The 20,644-nt window shown below is 42.4% G+C and carries 23 protein-coding genes and 1 riboswitch; of the genes, 7 read left to right on the top strand and 16 right to left on the bottom strand.

The features are described 5' to 3' along the window. Positions 1-2 precede the first annotated feature (2 nt). Positions 3-1,130, bottom strand: coding sequence for a tyrosine-type recombinase/integrase (locus ACTRXI_RS13340; protein WP_474263295.1), 1,128 nt, complete (start codon positions 1,128-1,130; stop codon positions 3-5). A gap of 435 nt (positions 1,131-1,565) precedes the next feature. Between ACTRXI_RS13340 and ACTRXI_RS13335 the strand changes: the two genes are divergently transcribed. After that, the gene (locus ACTRXI_RS13335) at positions 1,566-1,805 is read left to right on the top strand and encodes a hypothetical protein (protein WP_474263293.1); all 240 of its coding nucleotides are present in this window, start codon (positions 1,566-1,568) and stop codon (positions 1,803-1,805) included. 218 nt (positions 1,806-2,023) lie between these two features. Then, positions 2,024-2,221, top strand: coding sequence for a DUF6440 family protein (locus tag ACTRXI_RS13330; RefSeq protein ID WP_474263291.1), 198 nt, complete (start codon positions 2,024-2,026; stop codon positions 2,219-2,221). Positions 2,222-2,483: 262 nt separating this feature from the next. Here ACTRXI_RS13330 and ACTRXI_RS13325 read toward each other — a convergent pair whose 3' ends face one another. Next, entirely contained in the window at positions 2,484-2,837 is a 354-nt protein-coding gene (locus ACTRXI_RS13325) for a hypothetical protein (protein ID WP_474263289.1), read from the bottom strand. A gap of 167 nt (positions 2,838-3,004) precedes the next feature. Here ACTRXI_RS13325 and ACTRXI_RS13320 point away from each other — a divergent pair, with 167 nt between their 5' ends. Beyond that, complete coding sequence (locus ACTRXI_RS13320) at positions 3,005-4,222, top strand: HEPN domain-containing protein (RefSeq protein ID WP_474263287.1); 1,218 nt, start codon at positions 3,005-3,007, stop codon at positions 4,220-4,222. 235 nt (positions 4,223-4,457) lie between these two features. Further along, positions 4,458-5,117, top strand: coding sequence for a restriction endonuclease (locus ACTRXI_RS13315; protein ID WP_474263285.1), 660 nt, complete (start codon positions 4,458-4,460; stop codon positions 5,115-5,117). 209 nt (positions 5,118-5,326) lie between these two features. Here ACTRXI_RS13315 and ACTRXI_RS13310 read toward each other — a convergent pair whose 3' ends face one another. The 9 genes from ACTRXI_RS13310 to ACTRXI_RS13270 form a co-directional block, all read right to left on the bottom strand. Beyond that, a complete protein-coding gene (locus tag ACTRXI_RS13310) occupies positions 5,327-5,605 on the bottom strand; it encodes a helix-turn-helix domain-containing protein (RefSeq protein ID WP_474263283.1) in 279 nt (92 codons plus the stop codon). A 20-nt stretch (positions 5,606-5,625) separates the two neighbouring features. Further along, complete coding sequence (locus ACTRXI_RS13305; protein WP_474263281.1) at positions 5,626-5,904, bottom strand: helix-turn-helix domain-containing protein; 279 nt, start codon at positions 5,902-5,904, stop codon at positions 5,626-5,628. Positions 5,905-6,041: 137 nt separating this feature from the next. Next, positions 6,042-6,818: a 3-oxoacyl-ACP reductase gene (locus ACTRXI_RS13300; RefSeq protein ID WP_474263279.1), complete on the bottom strand. Its 777-nt coding sequence runs from the start codon at positions 6,816-6,818 to the stop codon at positions 6,042-6,044. 80 nt (positions 6,819-6,898) lie between these two features. Then, on the bottom strand, positions 6,899-8,347 hold the full coding sequence (locus ACTRXI_RS13295) for an acyl-CoA reductase (RefSeq protein WP_474263277.1): 1,449 nt from the start codon (positions 8,345-8,347) through the stop codon (positions 6,899-6,901). Next, a complete protein-coding gene (locus ACTRXI_RS13290; RefSeq protein WP_474263275.1) occupies positions 8,344-9,453 on the bottom strand; it encodes a LuxE/PaaK family acyltransferase in 1,110 nt (369 codons plus the stop codon). The genes ACTRXI_RS13295 and ACTRXI_RS13290 overlap by 4 nt, the downstream gene beginning before the upstream one ends. A gap of 101 nt (positions 9,454-9,554) precedes the next feature. Next, positions 9,555-9,658, bottom strand: a riboswitch (TPP riboswitch). 475 nt (positions 9,659-10,133) lie between these two features. Beyond that, a complete protein-coding gene (locus tag ACTRXI_RS13285) occupies positions 10,134-10,412 on the bottom strand; it encodes a hypothetical protein (RefSeq protein WP_474263273.1) in 279 nt (92 codons plus the stop codon). A gap of 106 nt (positions 10,413-10,518) precedes the next feature. Continuing rightward, positions 10,519-11,448 carry an LCP family glycopolymer transferase gene (locus tag ACTRXI_RS13280; RefSeq protein ID WP_474263271.1) on the bottom strand — a complete coding sequence of 310 codons (930 nt, stop codon included), beginning with the start codon at positions 11,446-11,448 and terminating at the stop codon, positions 10,519-10,521. 22 nt (positions 11,449-11,470) lie between these two features. Continuing rightward, positions 11,471-12,844, bottom strand: a complete 1,374-nt coding sequence (locus ACTRXI_RS13275; protein ID WP_474263269.1) for a glycosyltransferase family 2 protein — start codon at positions 12,842-12,844, stop codon at positions 11,471-11,473. A 354-nt stretch (positions 12,845-13,198) separates the two neighbouring features. Further along, positions 13,199-13,513, bottom strand: a complete 315-nt coding sequence (locus ACTRXI_RS13270) for a thioredoxin family protein (protein ID WP_474263267.1) — start codon at positions 13,511-13,513, stop codon at positions 13,199-13,201. A 325-nt stretch (positions 13,514-13,838) separates the two neighbouring features. Here ACTRXI_RS13270 and ACTRXI_RS13265 point away from each other — a divergent pair, with 325 nt between their 5' ends. The 3 genes from ACTRXI_RS13265 to ACTRXI_RS13255 all read left to right on the top strand — a co-directional run bounded on the left by ACTRXI_RS13265 (position 13,839) and on the right by ACTRXI_RS13255 (position 15,935). Then, positions 13,839-14,588: a helix-turn-helix domain-containing protein gene (locus tag ACTRXI_RS13265; protein ID WP_474263265.1), complete on the top strand. Its 750-nt coding sequence runs from the start codon at positions 13,839-13,841 to the stop codon at positions 14,586-14,588. A gap of 354 nt (positions 14,589-14,942) precedes the next feature. Then, complete coding sequence (locus ACTRXI_RS13260) at positions 14,943-15,170, top strand: hypothetical protein (RefSeq protein WP_474263263.1); 228 nt, start codon at positions 14,943-14,945, stop codon at positions 15,168-15,170. 183 nt (positions 15,171-15,353) lie between these two features. After that, positions 15,354-15,935 (top strand): Crp/Fnr family transcriptional regulator, encoded by a 582-nt coding sequence (locus ACTRXI_RS13255; protein ID WP_474263261.1) that lies wholly within the window; start codon positions 15,354-15,356, stop codon positions 15,933-15,935. 63 nt (positions 15,936-15,998) lie between these two features. Here ACTRXI_RS13255 and ACTRXI_RS13250 read toward each other — a convergent pair whose 3' ends face one another. The 5 genes from ACTRXI_RS13250 to ACTRXI_RS13230 form a co-directional block, all read right to left on the bottom strand. Then, positions 15,999-16,253: a DUF3006 domain-containing protein gene (locus ACTRXI_RS13250; RefSeq protein ID WP_474263259.1), complete on the bottom strand. Its 255-nt coding sequence runs from the start codon at positions 16,251-16,253 to the stop codon at positions 15,999-16,001. Between the two features lie 10 nt (positions 16,254-16,263). After that, positions 16,264-17,487 (bottom strand): helix-hairpin-helix domain-containing protein, encoded by a 1,224-nt coding sequence (locus ACTRXI_RS13245; RefSeq protein ID WP_474263257.1) that lies wholly within the window; start codon positions 17,485-17,487, stop codon positions 16,264-16,266. 209 nt (positions 17,488-17,696) lie between these two features. Then, positions 17,697-18,800, bottom strand: coding sequence for an oxidoreductase (locus tag ACTRXI_RS13240; RefSeq protein WP_474263255.1), 1,104 nt, complete (start codon positions 18,798-18,800; stop codon positions 17,697-17,699). 193 nt (positions 18,801-18,993) lie between these two features. Beyond that, positions 18,994-19,308, bottom strand: coding sequence for a thioredoxin (gene trxA / locus ACTRXI_RS13235; RefSeq protein ID WP_474263253.1), 315 nt, complete (start codon positions 19,306-19,308; stop codon positions 18,994-18,996). Between the two features lie 83 nt (positions 19,309-19,391). Beyond that, a complete protein-coding gene (locus tag ACTRXI_RS13230; RefSeq protein ID WP_474263251.1) occupies positions 19,392-19,823 on the bottom strand; it encodes an OsmC family protein in 432 nt (143 codons plus the stop codon). Positions 19,824-20,644 lie beyond the last annotated feature (821 nt).

Raw genomic sequence — 20,644 nt, 5'->3', positions numbered from 1 at the left:
GGTTAGGTTCTCCGATCTTTGTGAGATAGACGCATGGCTGCTTCAGCTTGTTCCCAATCTTGACGAATGTCTTCGTCATCAGGATGAACATACATCTGCAGGGTGGTTTGAACATGGGCGTGTCCAGCCCGTTTCATTAAGTGCTCATCTTTCCACCCTGCTCGTCGTAACGTCGTCAGGGACGTATGACGAAGCATATGAGCGGTACAATAAATGCCTGTTTTGTTCCTTAATCGTTGAAAGAGGGAAACGATGTCATGATATTCCAAGGGGTCGTAACGATGGGGACCAGATAACTTGATAAAAACAAAATTGGTCTGCACTTTTTCGGTGTGAATAACGGCAATATACTCCAAGTATTGATTGATCAACTCCTCCGAAACATCAATGGTTCGTGGACTACCGACGGTTTTAATTTCCGCGAGGTTTTCCAGCTCCCCTCGATCCCGAATATGAATTTTTCTGCCATCAATCTCGAAATCCTCTAACCATAAAGATAATGCTTCCCCAATGCGCATCGAGCTTTCCCAAAGTAATTGAATAAGAAACCGATCCCGCATGTTAGGGCAATGCTCCATCAATGACTGAATGTCTTGCTTTGCTAAGGTTTTCGGCTTGGCTTTAGGAGTAGGGAGTTTCAACATATTTTGGATGTAGATCTGGTCCGCTCGGATGTGATGAAGAAGATCCTTAAATGGGCGTGTTGAACTTCGTGCATACCTTGTCATTTGAGCGACGAGTTGATTCGTTAACCCTTGTTGTCGAAACAAATAATCATAAAAGGTAAGGACCGTATTGATGATGGCATTGATGGTCCGTGCACTTCGAGATTTTCGAACCATCGGTTCGATCGATTGAACTTTGCCATGCTTCCATGGATCTTTTAACCATTGTAAGAAAGAAGCAATATCATCTAGCCGAACCTCTTCATACATGATCTGTCGATCATATAAAAATTCATAGTATAGCTTTAAATGGTAGCTATACGTCCGAAGGGTATTCCTAGCAGCTCCCGATGCGTCTTTATATTTTAAATATCTCAACACCTCTGGAATGGGAACGCCTTCGCTATTCACAACCATGTATCGAATCTTACCCTCCGAGGTCCTGACTTCCTTAACTTTTATCATGATTCCCCCTTACGGTCATATATAGGTCTTAGTATACGTCGACTACATTGAATAAACAATATAGTTATTTCGTCCTTTATGGCCAATGGGAGAAGGAAATCATTCATTGAGTACGATACATACGATCGATTATTTTAGTTAAGTTATTACTTTCCCAACGAAGGTTGCTGTTCGGCGTTAATTTGTTTGGTTTCATGAGTATCACGTCCTTTCGTTATTACCTAGTATACACGAACAAACGTTCTCTTAAACAGGAATATTTTTCCTCTATCAAGTTTTCTTGCCTCTTTGTCTCATTGTTTAATTGTTTCTTTAAATCTTATGAACATTGCATGATTGTATTATTGATTCAAATCGTTCGGTGTTTTAGGCATAGCGGTTTCTCGTCCGCTATAATGGGGAGAACCAACCCATCATCATAAATGAGGGATAGATATGAATAACGAATGGAATGTGGACCAACTGAAAAAGAATATTACCCATGGAGCCAAGCAACTGTTAGTGGTGAGTGCCGTGTTAATGGTTTTGTCGTTATCTGCACCCTCGGTCCAGCAGTGGCTATCATGGGTAGCTATCGTAGGGGTCATTTTGCTTCTGGTCATATTCACCTTTATTAAGGTGATACAGGTGATCAGGTGGCAGAAACGCATCAATGAAATTTTGAGGAAAAGATGAGAGAATAGAAAAAGGATAAACATGGAAATGATTGCTTTTGTTGTAACAGGCACTTTCTTCCGAATGTATCCGATGGGAAGGTTCAGGCCAATCACGAGGAAGCTCCGAAAGCAAAAATCAAAAGCCTGTATGTCGAAGGACTATATATACCAAAGAACAAGAAATCGACATTTTAAAATCAGAAAAACAATAAATCATTTTATTGGAGGATGACGATCATGTTTGGACGAAAAAAAGAACAACAAGAAGAGCGGTTTTATCTCAAACAAAAGAATAGTATTTCATTTCTTGGAGAGGTTTCCATTATTGTTGATCGAGAAACCGGCATTAACTATATCAATTCAAACGTAGGGAATGGAAATGGTTTAACGGTTCTATTAGATGAAGAAGGAAAACCGGTTCGAGATCAAACATAGATAGGGATAGAAAAAGAAAGGAGGGGAAAAAAGATTGGATAAAGTACGATTGGGATTTATTCTATTGATTATCTTGATTGGCGTCATTCATTTTAGTGGCGTTTATGTGTTTCCCTTATGGTTTATGCTATTGCTCCCGGCATTGGGGATACTAACCAACATAATCATTGCTAGGTATGAAAGAGATAAAGAAAAAGCTCTACATGAATAGAGAAAAAAGCATATAAAAAAGAGGCGCTGGGAACACCTCTTTCAACCTCTATTAGCTTAATGCTTTAGGAGTAACGTGATCGACCCCGTAAGCAACGGAGGAAAAAACAAACCTCTCTTTGTCGGGATACCATTGTTTGAGTTCGGAATAGGCTTGCGCTAAATTCCAGTCCAGTGATTTAAAGTTCATTTCAAATTGGTATTTGTCTGTTTCGTGCAGGAGAATCACAACACGACGTTCTCCATGAATCACATGAAGTTCATTGTCTACTAATACGGTTTGAACTTGTTGGTCTGCGATTTTATGTACGTCTGCTTCGGTACTTTCAAACTCTCCGATCAAGATATTCAATTCTACATCGTCAAAATGGGTTACGTGGGTAATCTTATAATAATCTGGTTCCATCTATGAACACCACCCTGGCAAAAAATTAGTTCTATAATTAGTATAACGAATTGGAAAATTTTTAAAATCATTTCTTATAATAAAATAGAATTGAGGGAAGCCAAATTAATAATACATATAATGGTTACTGCACTATCGGAAATAAAAAGTATAAAAGTACGCTAGAGTTGCATAATGGTGATAATAAACTTACCATTGAAAATTTTCATCGTGCATCCTTACTTAGAAATTTTTTGCGTTATAGGGGTGTTCCTATCATTTTTATTTCTGAAAATGACAATAAAGTTTTTTCGGTATTTGAGTATTTCGAGAGATCTTATAGGGAGAAAACCAATATATGTGTAATACAGGCTAACCTAGTGGTAGAAGGGAATTTCCGAAACATAAACGACTTCACATGCAAAAAAACAGAAGCAAAGTTTACTGAACTTGCTTCTGTTCTCCCTAGCAATTCAACGTCCACTCATCATTTTGTTAGGCTGAATGATGAAGATATAAAATATATTGTCTCTTTGAAAAATACAAAAGAATCTTCTAATAAAGATGTGTATTTAAGTATAGAGACTGAAACTAATCAGCCTTTCGATAACACGAAAATGGTTTTGTTTTTTATTAGATGCATATTGTCATTTTTAACGAACACCAATATTTCTTATCAAGAACTATATTATTATGACGATAACGATAATTCACTACTTATCGCTGATATTGAAGATACTTCTGAAAATAAAATAGATAAAACTAATGTTAACTACCTCATGACCAATATGAAGGAAAATGTACTTGAATTTGTGATGAAACCAATTTCCACAAATTATTTGGATGCTTGGATAACTTTTGCAGCTGTAGAGAGAACTCCAGGTCTACTAGAAGATAGATATTTGCACTACGCTCGATGTTTAGAGCTGTTTGCAAAGGCTAATGAATCTAATTACATTTATGAAGATAAGAACGAATTAAAAAAGAAGAAAGATAAATATATTAAAGCAGTAGATGATCTTCAAGATACTTTAAGCGAAGAATACAGAACAGCTTTGAAAAATAGATTCGAAGATGCTAATCAAAAAGGGTTTGCAAAGTTGGTGAAAATGCTTTTCAAAGACCAAGAGTTTAGTGAAGATTTAGAAACAATATCAAGAAATAAAAATATCAATAAATTAGCAGAAGACCTTGTTGCTACGAGAGATAATCTAAGCCACAGTAATGATATTTCTCAAATGAATACTAGAAAATTAACTGAAATATGCCAGCTTCTAAAGGGAATTATTACTTTACTTATGTTAAAAGTACATGGTGTAAATCTGGATATAAATTATAGAAAATTGAACGTTGAAAATTTTCTAAGATCATATGAACGACCCATCCCGTTAAAGAAAAAGAAATAAACATGTAACTACTTAATGGATTAAGAAAGATAGAAACACAGATTTTCTTTTTTTTACTTTTTGAAGTTCTTTTGAGTATACCCAAAAGGGCAAGATAAGAATGCTGGCTCATCAATGTTTTATAGGGTTCTTTTAAATGGTTCATTTAATGATAAAGAAAAGAATGATTACTGAACGGAGATACAATAGATGGCAATATTAGGGGAATAAGAAAGAATCGTAAAGGGGTCAAACAATGGAAGCTTTAACTATCCAGACGATCATAACAGCAGTGATCGTACTTATCGTTCTCATGTTCCTGGGGCAAGGCGTTTTGTATCTCTACCGATGGTGGCAGAAGAAACGAGAGTTCCAACGTATCATGACGAGCGGGCTTCCTTATATTGATCAGATGGATGGGGTACAGTTCGAGCATTTTTTGGTCGAGCTGTTCCGCCAACTGCAATACAAGACAAAAGGCTCGAAGGCGTCTCACGACTACGGAGCGGATCTTATCTTGGATAAAGACCCCTGCATTGTCGTACAGGCGAAACGATACGGCATCCATAACAAGGTCGGCTTAAAAGCGGTACAGGAAGTGTATTTTGCTCAAACGTATTTTAAAGCCAATGAAGCGTGGGTATTAACCAACAGCTTGTTCACGCAAAGCGCCAAAAACGGAGCGGAAAAAACGGGAGTGAAGCTGTTTGATCGGGAGGACTTGCAGCAGTGGCTCTTGCAGGTAAATCCGGCGCTGGATGCCAAGACCGTTTATGAAACCGTGAAGCCTAAAGAACGGAAATGTCCGGCGTGTGGTGGCCTTATGGAAAAGCGTACATCGAAGCATGGGGCGTTCATGGGATGCAATCATTATCCGACCTGTACGCACACCGAACCGATCAATGCGAAGAAATAAGCAAAGGAGAACAAGCCGCATGGCGGGCAAACACCTCGGTTACACAAGAGGAAGCACGAGCGTGTCCTATACAGAACCCCTTGATGCATCTATCTGTAAAGAAACAGCCTACAAGTGTGAAATTGTAGACTGTCTCTTTATGATGTATGACCCAACGATTAATAAGAATAGTATCTGATGTGGCGATGGCAAGAATCCGATACGATATGTTATCTATATGCTAGAATCAATGCCCAATCAATTTCTAACCCTCGAAGATATTTCAAAAATGTTTTCATCGTAGGGTTATTATTTCCACTTTCCATTTTGGAAATCATGCTAGATGTTAATCCACTCTTCTCCGCCAACATGGTTTGTGTTAATCCCGATGCCACACGTATTTCAATGGCTGCCGCTAACATCTTGGCATAAGCCTTATCTGTCTCCTCTTCGCTCTCCCCCAACTGAAACAACTTCTCCCAACTCGAATGACTCATTCGTGTTCCCATATTCTCTCCTAACCCTCTTATCAAAGTCTCTTTTCGTTTAATTTACATTCTAAATCAAGACTATCTAAATACTTTAGAAACGTTTTTGCTGTAACTTGCATATCCACTCGTTCAATTCTTGAGATCGTACGACTGTCTAATCCACTTTTTTGACCAATCATTGCTTGCGTTAGTCCCAAATCAATTCGTCTATCAATCGCTCTGGAAAGTAAATTAGCATAGATGCGATCCGCTTTATCTTCACTTTGCTCGAGTTTAGATAATTTTCTCGCAGTCGATACACTACTTTTGGCTACCATATCGATCCCCCCTACATGCCTCTATATATCTAAATTCGACCGATGCTTATAACTGTTCTTTTTCTATTGCGCCCGTTCTTGCTGTTTCTATTGAAATATTTTATTTTATCGTTAGCTTGTTCATCATCTCGTTTATTTTATTTCATGTTCAACCCGCCGTCCACGACAATCGTTTGGCCAGTAACAAAATCCGCTAGACTGCTGGCTAAATATAACACACTTCCAGTCACATCTTCGGGTTTCGCAATGCGACGAAGAGGAGTCTGAGCGATGATAGCTTCCCTAATGTCTTCCTTTGTGTTTTGGCTCGCATCGGTAGGGTAGACGAGTCCAGGAGCCACACAATTGACCGTAACGCCAAAAGGCCCAAGTTCTGCAGCAAGGTTGTGTGAATAAGAGAGCAATGCTCCTTTGGCCGTATTGTAATCGTGATAGGGGACTACTGGTTGATAGAGTAAGTTCGTGATGATATTAATAATTTTTCCCGAAGTGTTAGCTTTCATCATCGGCATGGCATACTTACACACATGGAAGCTTCCTTTTAACGAACCGTCCAGTTGTTGCTGATAATCTTTCCACTCAATATCCCAGGCTTTTTTTCGCGCTTCAGGATCAAAGGTGTAATCAAATAAAGCGTTATTTACAACAATGTCTAATGTATCAAATTCTTTGGAGGTTTTGTCTATCATGTGTTGAACATCCTGTTCATCCGTAACGTCAGCTTGAATAGGTAATGCTTCAACATTGTAACTACCCATTAATTGGTCTGCCAGCGCTCTCGCTTTTTGTTCACTTTTAACATAGTTAATAATAACGTGAGCTCCAGCTTTGGCAAAGCTTTCAGCAATGGCGGCACCAATACCTCGACTGGATCCGGTCACTAGGGCAACCTTTCCTTCTAGTAATTTTTCCATTGTAGGACACGCTCCTTCTCTTTTTAATGTACGGTTTACCGAATGTTTTCTAAGCAGGATGATTGGTATATCCTTCTGATTTAGTCACGTTGGGGATCAAAAGATTCCATTAAATGTTCGACAGACCATTCAACATCACACCAATAGACAAGGTCGCCAAGGGTTGGCCTCCCGTCGTGATGCCACCCTGGTTCAGGCAGGGTCATTTCTCCTAAAAAGCTAATTCGGGTCATTCCACATTCCCCTAACAGATTAATTAAGGAATGAAATCGTTGAGGAGGGCAAACAATGCCCGCGGTTTGGACATAAGGTTGAATAGGAGCCGTTTTTTCTTTTAGTTCTTCCAAGTCATAAATAGGAATCACAGTAATGAGCCGGTTGAGGGTGGAAAGAGGAAAACGTAGTTGCTGGTCTTGCCAAACGACCGTCCAATCGGTACTATCTGTACTATTTAATAAATCAGCGTTTGGCATGAATTCCGCCGCTGTTCTTGCCTTTAAAAGGGCATTCGTTTCAGCAGAAGAGATCTCTGCTCGTGGCATTTTGCTTTGGAAATTTTTCATCTCTTGCGCAAGTAGGGACGTAAAGTCCTTTGGCGAATAATCACCTCCATGTTCTACATACAGCACGTGCGGGGACAAACATCCTTGCTGATCAAACCAAGAGGCATCAGTGGCCGCTCGCTTAGCGCTTACCAAGGCCAACGAATTGCTTACACCTTCTTTGGTTACCACGCCTAAACTTATCTTAGGGCCGTGGGGCAGAAAAGAAGTGTGAGCAGGAACTCTGCTTGAAATATTATTCATGGTATGTTCATTGCCGTAGGCAACAACTATTTGAGATTGATGAAAAAGGCTATCTTCTACAGTAGTATCTCCTCCTTTCCACCAAACGATAGCTAAGGTTTCTGCTAATTCGGGGGAAACTTCTTGGATAGACTGAGCAAATAAACTGGGAAAAAGGGGTTCTGCGGAAGAGACTTTTCCAATCGCTGCTGACTTCACTAACATTCCAGCAATCAGGCTCCATACAGGCACACCGGGAACATTGCCGGAAAAAATATAAGTCAATAGGTCTGCGCCGTAAGCTCGAGTCAAGCCTCCGCTTTTTCGTGGACGGAATTCATCTAGCACTAAAGGATTCGAAAAATCTTCTTCTAGAAATCGTTGAAGATTTTCTTTTCGAAACCGACGTAAATATCCAGACAAGAATAAACGAATCATGTCCTGATCGTATCCGGTGATGACCGGAAGCGCCTCCTCGGCCATTTGACGAAACTTGTACGCTGGATCTAGCCAATTCTGTACTACTTGATCAAGAATATTAACGATTTCATCCACTCGATGGTGACTACTAAATGCTTGCTGTTGCTTTTTAAGGGAGGAACCAAGATCGTTAATTTGAGATGCTTGGAGCACAGGAACGTCAACGTGAATGGTTTTGCCGTGATTTTCGAACGTCCATCGGGTATGAGCCAGCTTATCATTTATATGGGCGGGTAAGAAGCCGGCCTTGTATAGTACTTTCATGAGTAAAAATCTCCTTGATAAGCTGTTAAGAATTCTTCGATAGCTAAGGAACAGCCTTTAGCTTCTGCTCCTTCGACTCTTCCCAAAAAATAAAAGCTATGATCATTTTCGCCTTTTATCCCTTTATCTTCTGTCATGATGGGCATGACAGAGTTAATGTTGGCAAGGTCATAATGAACAATGATGCCTTGCTCCCCTTCCTGTTTCTCCATCCTCGTTTCTGGATCCACAATAATGGTTTTAAGCCAAGGCGGGGTCTTTTTCCATCCTTTTTCACCTTCGGCATCGAACAATGGGTCGTAGATCTGTGAACTCAACTCGGTCATTCCGTACATGTTCCCGCAAACGTCTTGAGGAAGGGCAAACAGGTGGCTGAGCTTCTGTTTAATATCGGACGCCTCCATGACGTTCGACAAGTTTTTCGCTCCTCCTGTGTCCATGATTCGACTGCCCGTTGGAAGATGAAAAGAAAGATTGCTTGCTATACAATGCTTTAAAAAGGAAAGAAAGGAAGTGGTAGCCCCGAGAACAAAAATGGGTTCTTTTTTTGTTTCTGCTTCTTGAAGCAAGCAAATGAGTCTTTCGTGATTGAATTGTCCCTTATATACCACATGCTCACTGTGTGGACTTCCAAAAGCATCTTTAATAATTTGAAGATAATGGGCAAGTGAGGAGTTCGGCAACTCTTCTTCTGGAGGAAACAATACCACCATTTTCATTTGAGGCTTATCCGGCATCATGGTTTTTTTAAAGTATCTCTTCGAAGATAAATCATAAATATCGAGATCTTTGTGCGCGTTTTTCCCACGCTTATGAGGGTTTGTGGTTCCACTCGTCATAAAAATTCTTTCTATTTCCCTTTCGGTGGAACATGTTAACATTGCTTCCTTAAACGCCTGGATCGGTACAGGGGGAATATCTTTAAAATATTCGACAGCTTTGGGATGAAACCGGCGTTTGCGGCAAAATGTTCGATAGGCTTGATTATTTTGATATTGAAACGAAAACAGTTCTTTTGCAGCCATAGTGAATGCTTCACTAGAAAAGCTTTCTTGGCTGATAAAGTGTTCTATGTTCTGTTTGACCTCGATATAGGTTAAAGCCACGATAAATACCTCCTTTTGTTGCACACCCCTAATGCTTGAAACCATAAAAAAAACCACTCTCGAATCCATGAGAGTGGTCGTCGAAAAGCATACACGTATGCCTTTGAACAACTCCACTTCCCTCCGCTGCTTGTACGCAGATCAGGTTCCAAGGGTTTAAACATTCATTTTTCTCAGCCGTCTAGCGGCTCCCCTAGTGGAACAATATGTTATTAAACTTTCATTTATCTTAACACGCGAACAAACTTTGTCAATTTTCCTGTAGCCATTATAGGGTTACTCCGAAATGCCGGTGCTCCACCGATAGTTTCCATCACAATACCCCCTTATGAAGGCAAAGAACCCCAAGGGGATCTTAAAATTATGTGACAAGCCTTGCAACCAAAACATTAAAGAATTGTTTTCTATGATTGCCCAATGATCAAATGTAAGTGAAGGTCTACCAATGTCATAAGGTCATGATAGAAAAGCTGTCGGTATACTAGCGAGGCAGCAAATGAATATTAGCTTGATGATACTAGCTGTGACGGGTCCTAATGGAGGAAGTATACGGATCAACAAGAAACCTTGGCTGCAAAAAAATATGTAGATACACCTCTAAGAATTAGCACTTCGGGGCGATGAAAGAAGAAATACGTTCATTGATCTAGAAAACCAATTGCAGTTCAGTGGATAACCCATTATTTAGCTTCCGTTTCATTCAGTATTTGCACTAGACTTGGCAGAGGGATGGCCCTCATCAAATGATACCCTTGGCTATTAGTCGGGGCATCGCTTTCAACGACTTCGATATAAACAAGATTTTCTGCGCGAAGAAAGTAGAAAATATCGTTTAATTTTTGCTCTTCCTTAGCGCTTAGATATATCAAGGCTTCCTGGCCTTGGACCAATGATAAAGAAATGTTGTCGTTCGCATGTTTATCTAGTTTGTTTAATGCTTTTTGAATTTTTAGCTTCATTGTTTCCTCCCTAACTGTTGGCTCTGTGGAAGCCAAATTAAGCTGAACTGAAACAATCGCATGGGAAAGGGATCGGAGGTAACCTCCCCATGCGGCTGACAAAACTTTATGCCTCATCATTTGTATGTTCAATTTCCAGGTGACGGTTTAACCGGTCCGACAGCTCCTCAACCTGTTCATGGTCCGGCATGTAGTAATACGTGTCGTCCTTTTCGCCGTCTTCCCCCTCGATTTCATGCTGCTTCACCTCGTCGAAGGCGGGCTGGTAGTTCGATTGGACCGTCCAGACGTCCTTCAGTTGGAAATTGGTGCGCACATGGTCTTCCACAACGGTGAGAATGCTTTTTATTTTCGGTACCGAAGAGATGTCGGTGCCTTTCTCCATCATTCCAAGAAGAAGGTTGCGCTGCCGTTCCTGGCGCCCCAGATCTCCGCGGGGATCGTCGTTGCGCATGCGCGCATACTTCAGGGCTTCGTCGCCGTTTAATTCCTGGGAGCCTTCGGCGAAATGGGTGCCTTTATACGTGAAGGCGAACGAGTTATCGACCCGGACACCATCCATGGTGTTCACCATGTCTTCAAAACCGGCCATGTCCGCCTGGAAAAAGTAGTCGACAGGCACGTCCAATAACTGCTCGACGGTGCGGATCGTTTCATCCTTCCCGCCAAATGCATAGGCGTGGTTAATTTTATCCTTTTCCCCCTCTCCGGCAATGGTCGTGTAGGTGTCCCGGGGGATGCTTACCATCTGGGTGGATTCCGTATCCGGATTGACCGTTAACAGCACGAGCGCGTCTGTGCGTTGGTTAGGGTCATCCGGACCCCCGGATTCGTCCACGCCCATCAATAAGACGGAAAACGGATCTCCCTCGTCCAAATGAATCGTGTCGAGCCGGTTGTCAGATTCCGCCCGGTCGACGTCTTCCTGGATGGCCGTAAAAGTGGTGGCAACCAGGTTCCACCCGTAGCTGCCGGCGACAACCAGCATGACACCAAGGCTGGTACCGATGATTAATACGATTTTTTTCCATTTCATGTCTCGAGCCGCCCCCTTGCATTTAAGATTTCTTTCTGGATTCCGACGGTGCCGCCTGCAGGTCGTAATGGTTTCCCGTGCGGGAGACTTTTTTCCAGTCTTTGTTGAAAAAATAAGCAATGCTTCCATACATGACGAAGTACATCGTGATAAACCGGTGCACGAAGACGTCAAAGACAATGGTCGCAAGCAGGCGGAGGCGGTCGCCTTGGCTAAACGTAAACCCGTAATGGTTCACCTGGCGGAGGGCCAGCATATTATAGATGAAATTAAACACGAATATGTAGCTCATATAGACGACGATAAAGCCGACAAAGACAAATGCCATGTTCAGGAAGGCGTTGGCGACAAAGAAGCCGGCGGTCACGTAAGCAGCTAAAATGCCAACGATTAGAGATTCGATGATATAGAAAAAGGAAACCGCCTTTGTAACGAGCGTCCGGGCAAAAAACGAACGAAAGTGCACGAGGCAGTCCATGTAGGACTTCTGCCACCGGATCCGCTGTTTAAACAGGTCCTTCCATGTTTCGGGGAGCTCGGTATAGCTGATCGCTTCGGTCAGCAGTAACACCTTTTTGTTTTTCTGCCGTCCAATATAGCGGTGGATTTTCAGGGTAATATCGATATCCTCTCCGACGGAGGATCGGTACCCGCCAACATCAAGCAGGGCATCCTTGCGAAAAATACCAAAAGCGCCTGAAATGATTGCGAGCGCCTGAAAACGGGCCAGCGACAGCTTGGTGACGTAGAATGCCTTCAGAAAATCGAGCATTTGGACACGGAGCAGCATGCTGGTGCCCGCGAGGGTGAGCTTCCGTAATGGCGAGGCGGTTTTGGTCTGCAGAACATGCACCATGCCGCCGGCGGCCACCACATCCGAATCGGAAAATTTGTTGTTGATGATGGGCAGTGCCTCTGGCGTGAGAACCGTATCAGCATCAAGGGTCACCACGACCTCTTCGGCGGCGTATTCAATACCGGTGTTCAGGGCGTCTGCTTTCCCGCCGTTTCTTTTTTGGATGACGTAGATGTTCGGATGCAGCGACGAGCGGTAAACCCCTTCCACGGGCTGATGGGGGAGAGAGCCAAGGGCTTGTTTCTCCCAAAGGTGCAGGTCCAGCTCCTCGTTCAACATCATAAAAGTATCATCCCGCGAGCCGTCATCGATGTAGAGAACTTCGGCTTGTTCTGCATCCAACGCCTTCATGCTCTGCATAGAGGTACGGATAATGCCGGCCTCATTGTAACAGGGAATAATGATGCTGATGCCTGTCTGGTGCCCGGTGACCGACGGCTGTTGTTCCTCCGTTTCCCGAAACCAGGGCAGGCAATGAAACAGGTGGAGCACAGGGAAAAATAAACATAAGCAAAAAAAGATGATAAAAAATAATTGCAAGGGACTGAACCTCCTTCGTTCTTCATTATACGGGTCGGGATGGCCGAATGGGGGACCAGAAATTTTTCAGAGAAGATACTGTTGCTTTCTAAATAAAGAAACAAAAGCTTTGCCAATAAATAAAGGGAATGGGAAAGGCCCCTCATGAAAGAATTTGGCCCTTTTTTATCGTTATCAGCAAATCATAAAAAGGAAAAAAGTAGGAAGAGGATGAATCAAAAAAATTAAGGCTATAATGTATAAGTGCATAGGTAGAATAAGAGCAAAAGAATCACGATAGCCCTTCATTTTTGCGACACGAAAAGAGAGAGCGAGGGAGCAGCGAACGTTCGGTTCCCACTTCCTTCCTCCCAATTACCTTTGAATATGAGGTTTCAAGTAATCGATAATTTCCGGCGAAGAATGAAGCCCTTCCAGGCGTTCGAGAACATGGCCTTTGCGTAAAATCAACAGGGTAGGTAATACGTTCACTTCAAACTCTTCAGTAAGATGAGGGGATTTCTGCACGTTTACCGGGAAAATCGCCACTTGGGCCTTCATTTGTTGATGTACCCTATCTAAAATGTAGGGCAGCCGATGACATGGTGTACACCACGGGGCCCAAAAGGAAGCTAGTACCACCGAAGCCTCGGAGTTCCTTATATCCTGTTGGTGTGTCTCCTCATTCATTACATAAGCCCCCTAAAATAAGAATATTGTGTGCATAATATGATAGAGAAAACCAAGTACAAATAAAGAGAGAAATGGAAAAAGAAAACATTAACCACATGAAATTGATATAAATGACGATAAATTAATAAAAAACAGTACTTCTACGTCGGCGCAGTCGGAGAAGCAAGAGGAGTACAAGGATACTGTTAATATAAAAATACGTTAATATTAACAGTAGTGGTTGTTTATTAACAGTTTATGAGCAATAATTGATAGATTTTAAACAAGAGATGGGGTAGATTAAAAGCAGATCAATCATACCTTACACAAAGGACGATTCCTTATGACCACCAATTATAATCGCTTTCGCTCTCTGTATGAGCAGGAAATGGAAAAAATAAACCAGGCAGCAAATGAAGGCTTGATAGAGCTGTATATAGCGCAAAATCGGTTTTTTGATCGTATCTTTCGAATCCGGAAAGGAGAAGCCAAAGAAGCATTAGCAACGATCTATCATCTGATTTCGCGAGAGCCAGATAAGAAGAAACGATTCCGAGTGCTTCAACAGTACTACTTTTTCCTCGTCGGAGGATTTTTGGACCGCTATACCCAGACCTTTTCGTACGACAAAAAAGCATTGGCGGCATCGGTGGCGCTGATTCATGTCATGGAAGGGTGGGAACGGGAAGAGGATTTTGAGGAAGGCATTGACATGCTGGTCGATGGCATGCTCGACACCATGTGGAACGAAGACATTCGGACTTACAATAACCCCATTATTTCAAAATTGATTACCATAGTGGAGCAGCAACTCTACCAGTCATTAAACACGGAGATTCTCGCCCGACAGCTGAAACGGTCCCGCAGTCATGTGTCCCGATTGGTGAATGAGGAATTAGGCATGTCTATATCCAACTATATCAACTACAAACGAATTCAGGAGGCAGCGTATCTGTTGCAAACGACTTCCTCGTCGGTAAAATTTATTGCCTCTCAACTGCGGTTTTCCAGTCCTAGCTACTTTGGCGTATGCTTCAAAAGCACCTATGGGTGTACGCCCAGGCAGTATCGTACTTTAGCCGTGCAGCGATAATAGATTCGTAAACCAGGGAAAGGAAGAAGCTCATGACTATATCGTTGAATAGCTATAAAATACAAAAAACCGTGCGAAGTTTGTCGAAATAACTGCATCAGGACCTGGAGGGGGCGTTGATAGACCGGGAGAACGTGTTCCTGTGCATGTTCCACCACGAATGCCGTCGAATAAAGCCGCATCTTCAACTCCCTCGAGAAGCAGGCGCTTTTATTTTTGGGAAGTGAGCGATCAATTAGCGATCAGCAAGGAAGAAGGAATGATCTATGCGAGCATTTCTGCGGAAGGGTGTAATGATTATCTTGACCATGCAAAATAATGCAAGAATTCATAGGAAGTAAGAGGGGGAAGTGTATGCACACGCAACGTTTGAAACAAGTAGTGATAAGCTGCCTGGGGTCCAAATATGAATGGGAAATGTCGGCATTAGGGCGTGAAGTCTCCAAGAGAATGGAATTTCCCGTACATGCTAAAGAGATAAACGATGCGGTGGATCAATTAGAGCGAGCAGGCACGGTAAAAAAAATGACATTGTCATCTGGTTCCCTAACCGTAAGAGTATTGGAACGAAAATGCGAATAGTATTTTCATTCTAAGAATTTTCTTTTTGTTCACGGAAGTTGAAGGTATTAGCCATGTTGGTTGCAAAAATACAATACCGATATAAAGAAAGAAGGGGACCATGGACAAGCTTTCGATGATTTCTCAAATTAGATTATTCGAAGAATTGACAAAGGAGTACGGACCATTGATCGCCTGAGTGACATGCATCCGATCAATAAAGGGGCGGTCATTGTTTCTCCGGAACGACCCCTTCCGTCTCTGTTTTTATTAAAACAGGGGCAGGTGCGATTGTATCGCATGAATCATCAGGGCCGACAGTTTACGGTGGATATTTTGACGAGTGGAAACATTTTTGGAGAAACAAGCTCCGTGACGTTAACAGACGAAAATGTCTACGCAGAAGCCATGGTGGATACCTGTGTCTGCATTATTAACGTGGAAGCGTTCGAATCGTTCATGGAGCGACATCCCAAGATTGCGCTGAAGCTGATCAATACTCTATCGAATCGATTGAAAGAAACGTATTCGATGAGTGAAAAAATCGCGTTATCAGATGTGAAGTACCGGATTTTGTTTCTACTGTTAAAACTAAGCGAAAAAGAAGGGAAGCGCCACCATGAATGGCAATCTATTGAAATGAAATTAACACATGCCGATATTGCGAACATGGTAGGATCTACCAGAGAAACGACGAGAGCCATTCTAAGTGCTCTAAAAAAAGAAGAAGTAATTAAGCAGGAAGACGTGATTCGATTCACGCCGATAAAACGTACCGTCTTTTAGACCAGGTATAAAAAAGGAGAGCCAGCTAAAATAGCTGTTCCCCCTCATCGATATTCTAAGTGCTCATTGTTCTGATTTTTTGTTTTTCAATTTGTGGAGAAGCGACCGGGCCTTTTCTTTTTTGATTTCAGTTTCTTCGGTTTTTAATATGACTGAGTACATGGATCCGTCATTGTTCCATGCAATTTCCACGACATCGCCTTCAGTCAGGCCATCGGGCATTTGGTCTCTTTCCATTTCCCTTTGTACCGATTCATTACCAGCCAAAAGGAGAATCGCAAGAGTTCCTTCAAATCGATCGACGGTGTATTTTTCCACATAATCCCTCCTAACCAAGTGTAATGTCTGGGCGCATTTCTTCGATGGTGGCAGATCCAATATAAAGGACATTATCAAGCTCTTCTATAGATTCAAACGGTCCGTTGGCTTCTCTATAGTCCAAGATGTTTTGAGCAAGTGTTGGTCCCACTCCTGTGACTTCCTGTAACTCTTCAAAGCCGGCGGTATTTACGTTAATCAATTCTTTCTCTGGATCAGCGTCTTTCTCGTTTCCATCCCACGGTTGAGCGTGAATATCGTAATGGTTTCCTTCAGTCGTCATCGTTATATGTCCACTATCAGCGGTACTGAACAAATCCGTGTCATGAGCACGCAAACGTTCCATAACATCCGGGTCCGGATGTCCGTAATTATTATCGCCATAGGAAAGCACAGCTGCTTCCGGATCAACGGCATCCACGAAGGACGAACCTGTGGAAGTATCAGCCCCGTGATGTCCGGCCTTCAGAATCTCCGCTTCCACGTCGTATTGTTCTAGTATGTCCTCTTCATTCTCCTCGGTGGCATCTCCCATGAACATCACATCTATATCTTTATACGAAAGGCGCAATACGATAGAGGATTCATTTAAATCACTACTTTCATTATACCCGTTTAAAATTTGAACGTGCGCCAGCGGGGCCACATCTACGTCGTCTCCCTCCTGAGCTTCCACAAAGTTAATGTTTTGCTCGTCAATAACCTCTAAATAGTCCAAGTAGGTATCCGTGGTGTGCTCTTTCCCGCTATCGAGTACGTTTTTCACTTCTACTTCTTCCAATACTCCAATGAGTCCTCCAATATGATCCGCATCTGGATGGGTACCTACGACCCAGTCCAGTTCATCGGTTCCTTCTTTTTCCAGGTAAGAAAGAATCGTATCGGTTTCCCATTGGCGACCGCCGTCAATCAACATCGTTTCGCCCGTGGGAGACTCTACGAGTATACTGTCCCCCTGGCCCACGTCCAAAAAATGAATGGTCATTTCCTCGTCTTCAGGCTCTGTGGTATGGCCTGAGAGCACGGAAGAAGAAAGAAAGGCGGTAGGATTGTTTGACAGCAGGGGAAAGGCTGGCAGATAGTCCGTAATGCCGTTTTCTGTTTGGGTGGTGACGGCTTCATCAGAGGAAGCTGCACTAATGTCTTCCTTCTTTTTTATTTCTGCAGAAGACTCGTTCGGGATGAATAATAATATAACAAATACGGATAGGAGTAGGTGCCATACTTGTTGCATACATTATTTCCTCCTTTCATACACATTTTTCTAAATTTTAACACTTTTAAACAACGAGTCCCACCAAGAAAAGGAAAATTTATCGGGGAGAGGCGATGTCATTCCGTCATTTTATCGTTCATCTCAATGTCAAATACACTACAAGCCCTTAGGCAGGGTTGAGCCTAAGGGCTTGTGGCGTACTTTGGTGCTTTATTTTGGTACTAACCTTATTCGGAAACACTCATTTGCAGTTCATGGTCTTTGATTTCCGCCTGCGGGAGCAAGATAGAGGCAAAATCAAACGAAGCTAATGCTTTGCCCTTAGCAATTTTATGGGGCAGGTCGGGGTTTGCTAACGCGCTAGTTCCGAGAGCGACAGCATCCGCATCGCCTTCAGCAAGTAATGCCTGAGCTTGTTCCGCATCGCCTAGCCCGCCGTTGACGATAATCGGCAGCTGGCTGAATGTTTTTGCTGCCTGAGTCAAGGTCATTGTCCCTTCACCGAAAGCAGGTTGCGTCGCATCACTATCGGTGACATGAATATAGTCTAAGGAAGTAACGCCAAATTGTTCGAAAATGTATTGCGCGTCATTTTCTCCTCCGGACCATGTGTATTCGGGGTCCGAGACTTTGATTTGAGAAATACGGATGCCAACAATGAAGTTGTCTCCGACGGCTTGGCGCACTGCCTGAATAATCTCCAGAAGTAGGCGAAGGCGGTTATCAAGCGAACCGCCATAATCATCCTGGCGCTGATTCATATATTCGGTTAAAAATTCATCAAGCAAATAACCATTGGCGCCATGAATTTCGACACCGTCAAATCCTGCCTGTTTGGCACGCTGAGCACTATCTACAAAGGCCTCTTGAACTTGAGCTATATCTTTATCTGTTAACGAACGAGAGGCTGGAAAAGGTCCTTTTCCACCGTAAAATTCAAGCTGTTCCCCTCTGGGTGCGATTCCGGAGGGGGAAATACGTTCATCCGTATGCATGTTTCCTTGACTCTGGCCCCCGGCATGCATCAATTGGGCAATGATAATTGAATCATGGGCCTGCACGGTTTGAACGATAGGGGTCCAGGCTTCGGCGTGCTGCACCTTCGCGAGTCCAGGCTGATGATAATACCCTTGGCTATAGCGTTCATCAATGTATATGCCTTCGGTGATAATGGCGCTAAACCCTCCTCGGGCAAAGCGATCATAATACTGTTGCATGGCTTCCGTGGGCACGCCATTTGCTTCGGCACTAATACGGGTCATGGGAGCGACCACAAATCGGTTGCCTAGTTTTCTATTCTTCAATTGAAACGGTTGAAATAATGTAGACATAAATATTTAACCTCCGATTAAATGATAATAAATCCAATAGTAAAAGTGGACCATCCTTTAGGCAAGAAACTTGTTTATAGTAAATGATTTAAAAACGAGTATAAGCAAAATAAACAATTGAAAGATAGGAAATACCCCCATTCGTTTTATCCTGTGAAACGAACGAGGGTATTTAAATGTTAAGGATTTTAATCTAGGTGTATTTTTGAATGTGGTTCATTAATTGTTCTTTTGGTTGAAAACCAACGATTTGTTCCACGACTACTCCATTTTTAAATAGAAGCATGGTAGGAATACTCATAACACTGTATTCGGCGGCAGTAGCCTGATTTTCATCTACGTTAAGTTTAGCAATGGTAACTTGATTGCCTATTTCTTCATTGATCTCCTCGAGGACGGGAGCAATCATCTTACAAGGACCGCACCAAGGGGCCCAAAAATCAGTTAATACGACCCCTTCGGATGTTTCTTGGTGAAAATTGCTATCTGTTACATGAACAATAGCCATTTGAAATCTCTCCTTTATTAAAAACGTGGATATCGAAAGCGATAGGATCAGCTATCGAGTTCTTCCTTTTTTGTTTCTATTCTTTATGCTTTCGTCCAGGTAGCTTGCATGTCGACATCGGCCGCGACCATTGTGGTGAAGACCGGACAACGGGCATCGACTTTTTCTTGAAGTTCCTGGATGCGTTCATTGGATTCGCCCGTATGCACTTTCGCGTTGACTGTAATGCGTTGGAAATACGGACGGGCATCGCCTTTACCCATCATGCCGTTGGGATCGAGTTCCCCTTGGACCTCAAAATCAATGCCCTGTAGGTCAAAATCGATTTCTTTAGCCACAAAGTTGGCAATGGCATTTTCACAGCCGGCCAAAGAGGCAAGCAGCGTACCGAGCGGATTGGCGCCTTCATCGGTCCCTCCCATATTAGCAGGTTCATCGATAACAATTTTATGGTTTGCAGAAGTGCTCTCGGTGTTCATACCTTTTGATACCGCAGTAATGTGTTCGATCATCATAAATTCCTCCTATTCTAGTCTGATGAATCCGTTGATGCTAGTGGTGAAATTACCTGGAGCCAATTAGTTGAAACCAGGGGTGTAAGATAGATTACATTGTTTCTTCAGAGATTATTCAAGCATGGCCCCTACCAGAATCTATTCAGTTCTATTTGTATTATAGGAAAGTAGAAGTGAAAAAGATGTAAGATGGGTTACGACACCTTTAAGATTCATCTGACATAAGGCCGAGCCATTGTTTGACGAGATTTTAAAAGTAAGACGTGATGCCAATGAACAATAAAAATAAAGCTGCAGCAATGACGAATACAAAAGTATTGCCGGAACAATACTGGTACTAGGAGAACTGTAGGTGAAAATGTACGAACAAGGATGATTTTGCCTTGTTCGTAAGACAACTGCATTGAATACCAATCATACAATGGCTCTCAAACGTAAACTATCCACTATTCATATTCAATACCCCTTTGCTTCTTTTATAGGGAGCAAAAGCTCTCTAACATTCTGTAGAATCCAGCGACATGTTAGTTCAGGACTTACAACAATCAGTGGGTATGTTTTGATCATGCTGCGCCCTGGGTTCCGCAAGAAGCCCGGCAAGCATTCGTAGCAGAAATCAAGCAGTTTATATAAGTGCTATTTATCTCGAAAAGAATCAGTACCCTTAGTGAAATTGACCCTAGGATATAGACAAAGGCCTCCGAAAACGAATTTCGGAGGCCTTTGTCTTATAATCTAACTTTTGAAGGTCTTTGTTCAAGGATCTTCAAAAGTTTTTAACCAACAAACATTTGTTATAGTTAAATAATAGAAAACGAAGA

The organism is Marinococcus sp. LNHM4E3-1 (genome assembly GCF_056034405.1).
Note: the sequence above shows the minus strand (reverse complement) of the source record. Positions and strands in the feature narration are given on the sequence as shown.

Coding starts and splice junctions, on each gene's coding strand:
- ACTRXI_RS13340 (WP_474263295.1), bottom strand. CDS start 1,130: ATGATAAAAGTTAAGGAAGTCAGGACCTCGGAGGGTAAGATTCGATAC.
- ACTRXI_RS13335 (WP_474263293.1), top strand. CDS start 1,566: ATGAATAACGAATGGAATGTGGACCAACTGAAAAAGAATATTACCCAT.
- ACTRXI_RS13330 (WP_474263291.1), top strand. CDS start 2,024: ATGTTTGGACGAAAAAAAGAACAACAAGAAGAGCGGTTTTATCTCAAA.
- ACTRXI_RS13325 (WP_474263289.1), bottom strand. CDS start 2,837: ATGGAACCAGATTATTATAAGATTACCCACGTAACCCATTTTGACGAT.
- ACTRXI_RS13315 (WP_474263285.1), top strand. CDS start 4,458: ATGGAAGCTTTAACTATCCAGACGATCATAACAGCAGTGATCGTACTT.
- ACTRXI_RS13310 (WP_474263283.1), bottom strand. CDS start 5,605: ATGGGAACACGAATGAGTCATTCGAGTTGGGAGAAGTTGTTTCAGTTG.
- ACTRXI_RS13305 (WP_474263281.1), bottom strand. CDS start 5,904: ATGGTAGCCAAAAGTAGTGTATCGACTGCGAGAAAATTATCTAAACTC.
- ACTRXI_RS13300 (WP_474263279.1), bottom strand. CDS start 6,818: ATGGAAAAATTACTAGAAGGAAAGGTTGCCCTAGTGACCGGATCCAGT.
- ACTRXI_RS13295 (WP_474263277.1), bottom strand. CDS start 8,347: ATGAAAGTACTATACAAGGCCGGCTTCTTACCCGCCCATATAAATGAT.
- ACTRXI_RS13285 (WP_474263273.1), bottom strand. CDS start 10,412: ATGAAGCTAAAAATTCAAAAAGCATTAAACAAACTAGATAAACATGCG.
- ACTRXI_RS13280 (WP_474263271.1), bottom strand. CDS start 11,448: ATGAAATGGAAAAAAATCGTATTAATCATCGGTACCAGCCTTGGTGTC.
- ACTRXI_RS13270 (WP_474263267.1), bottom strand. CDS start 13,513: ATGAATGAGGAGACACACCAACAGGATATAAGGAACTCCGAGGCTTCG.
- ACTRXI_RS13265 (WP_474263265.1), top strand. CDS start 13,839: ATGACCACCAATTATAATCGCTTTCGCTCTCTGTATGAGCAGGAAATG.
- ACTRXI_RS13260 (WP_474263263.1), top strand. CDS start 14,943: ATGCACACGCAACGTTTGAAACAAGTAGTGATAAGCTGCCTGGGGTCC.
- ACTRXI_RS13255 (WP_474263261.1), top strand. CDS start 15,354: ATGCATCCGATCAATAAAGGGGCGGTCATTGTTTCTCCGGAACGACCC.
- ACTRXI_RS13245 (WP_474263257.1), bottom strand. CDS start 17,487: ATGCAACAAGTATGGCACCTACTCCTATCCGTATTTGTTATATTATTA.
- ACTRXI_RS13240 (WP_474263255.1), bottom strand. CDS start 18,800: ATGTCTACATTATTTCAACCGTTTCAATTGAAGAATAGAAAACTAGGC.
- trxA (WP_474263253.1), bottom strand. CDS start 19,308: ATGGCTATTGTTCATGTAACAGATAGCAATTTTCACCAAGAAACATCC.
- ACTRXI_RS13230 (WP_474263251.1), bottom strand. CDS start 19,823: ATGATGATCGAACACATTACTGCGGTATCAAAAGGTATGAACACCGAG.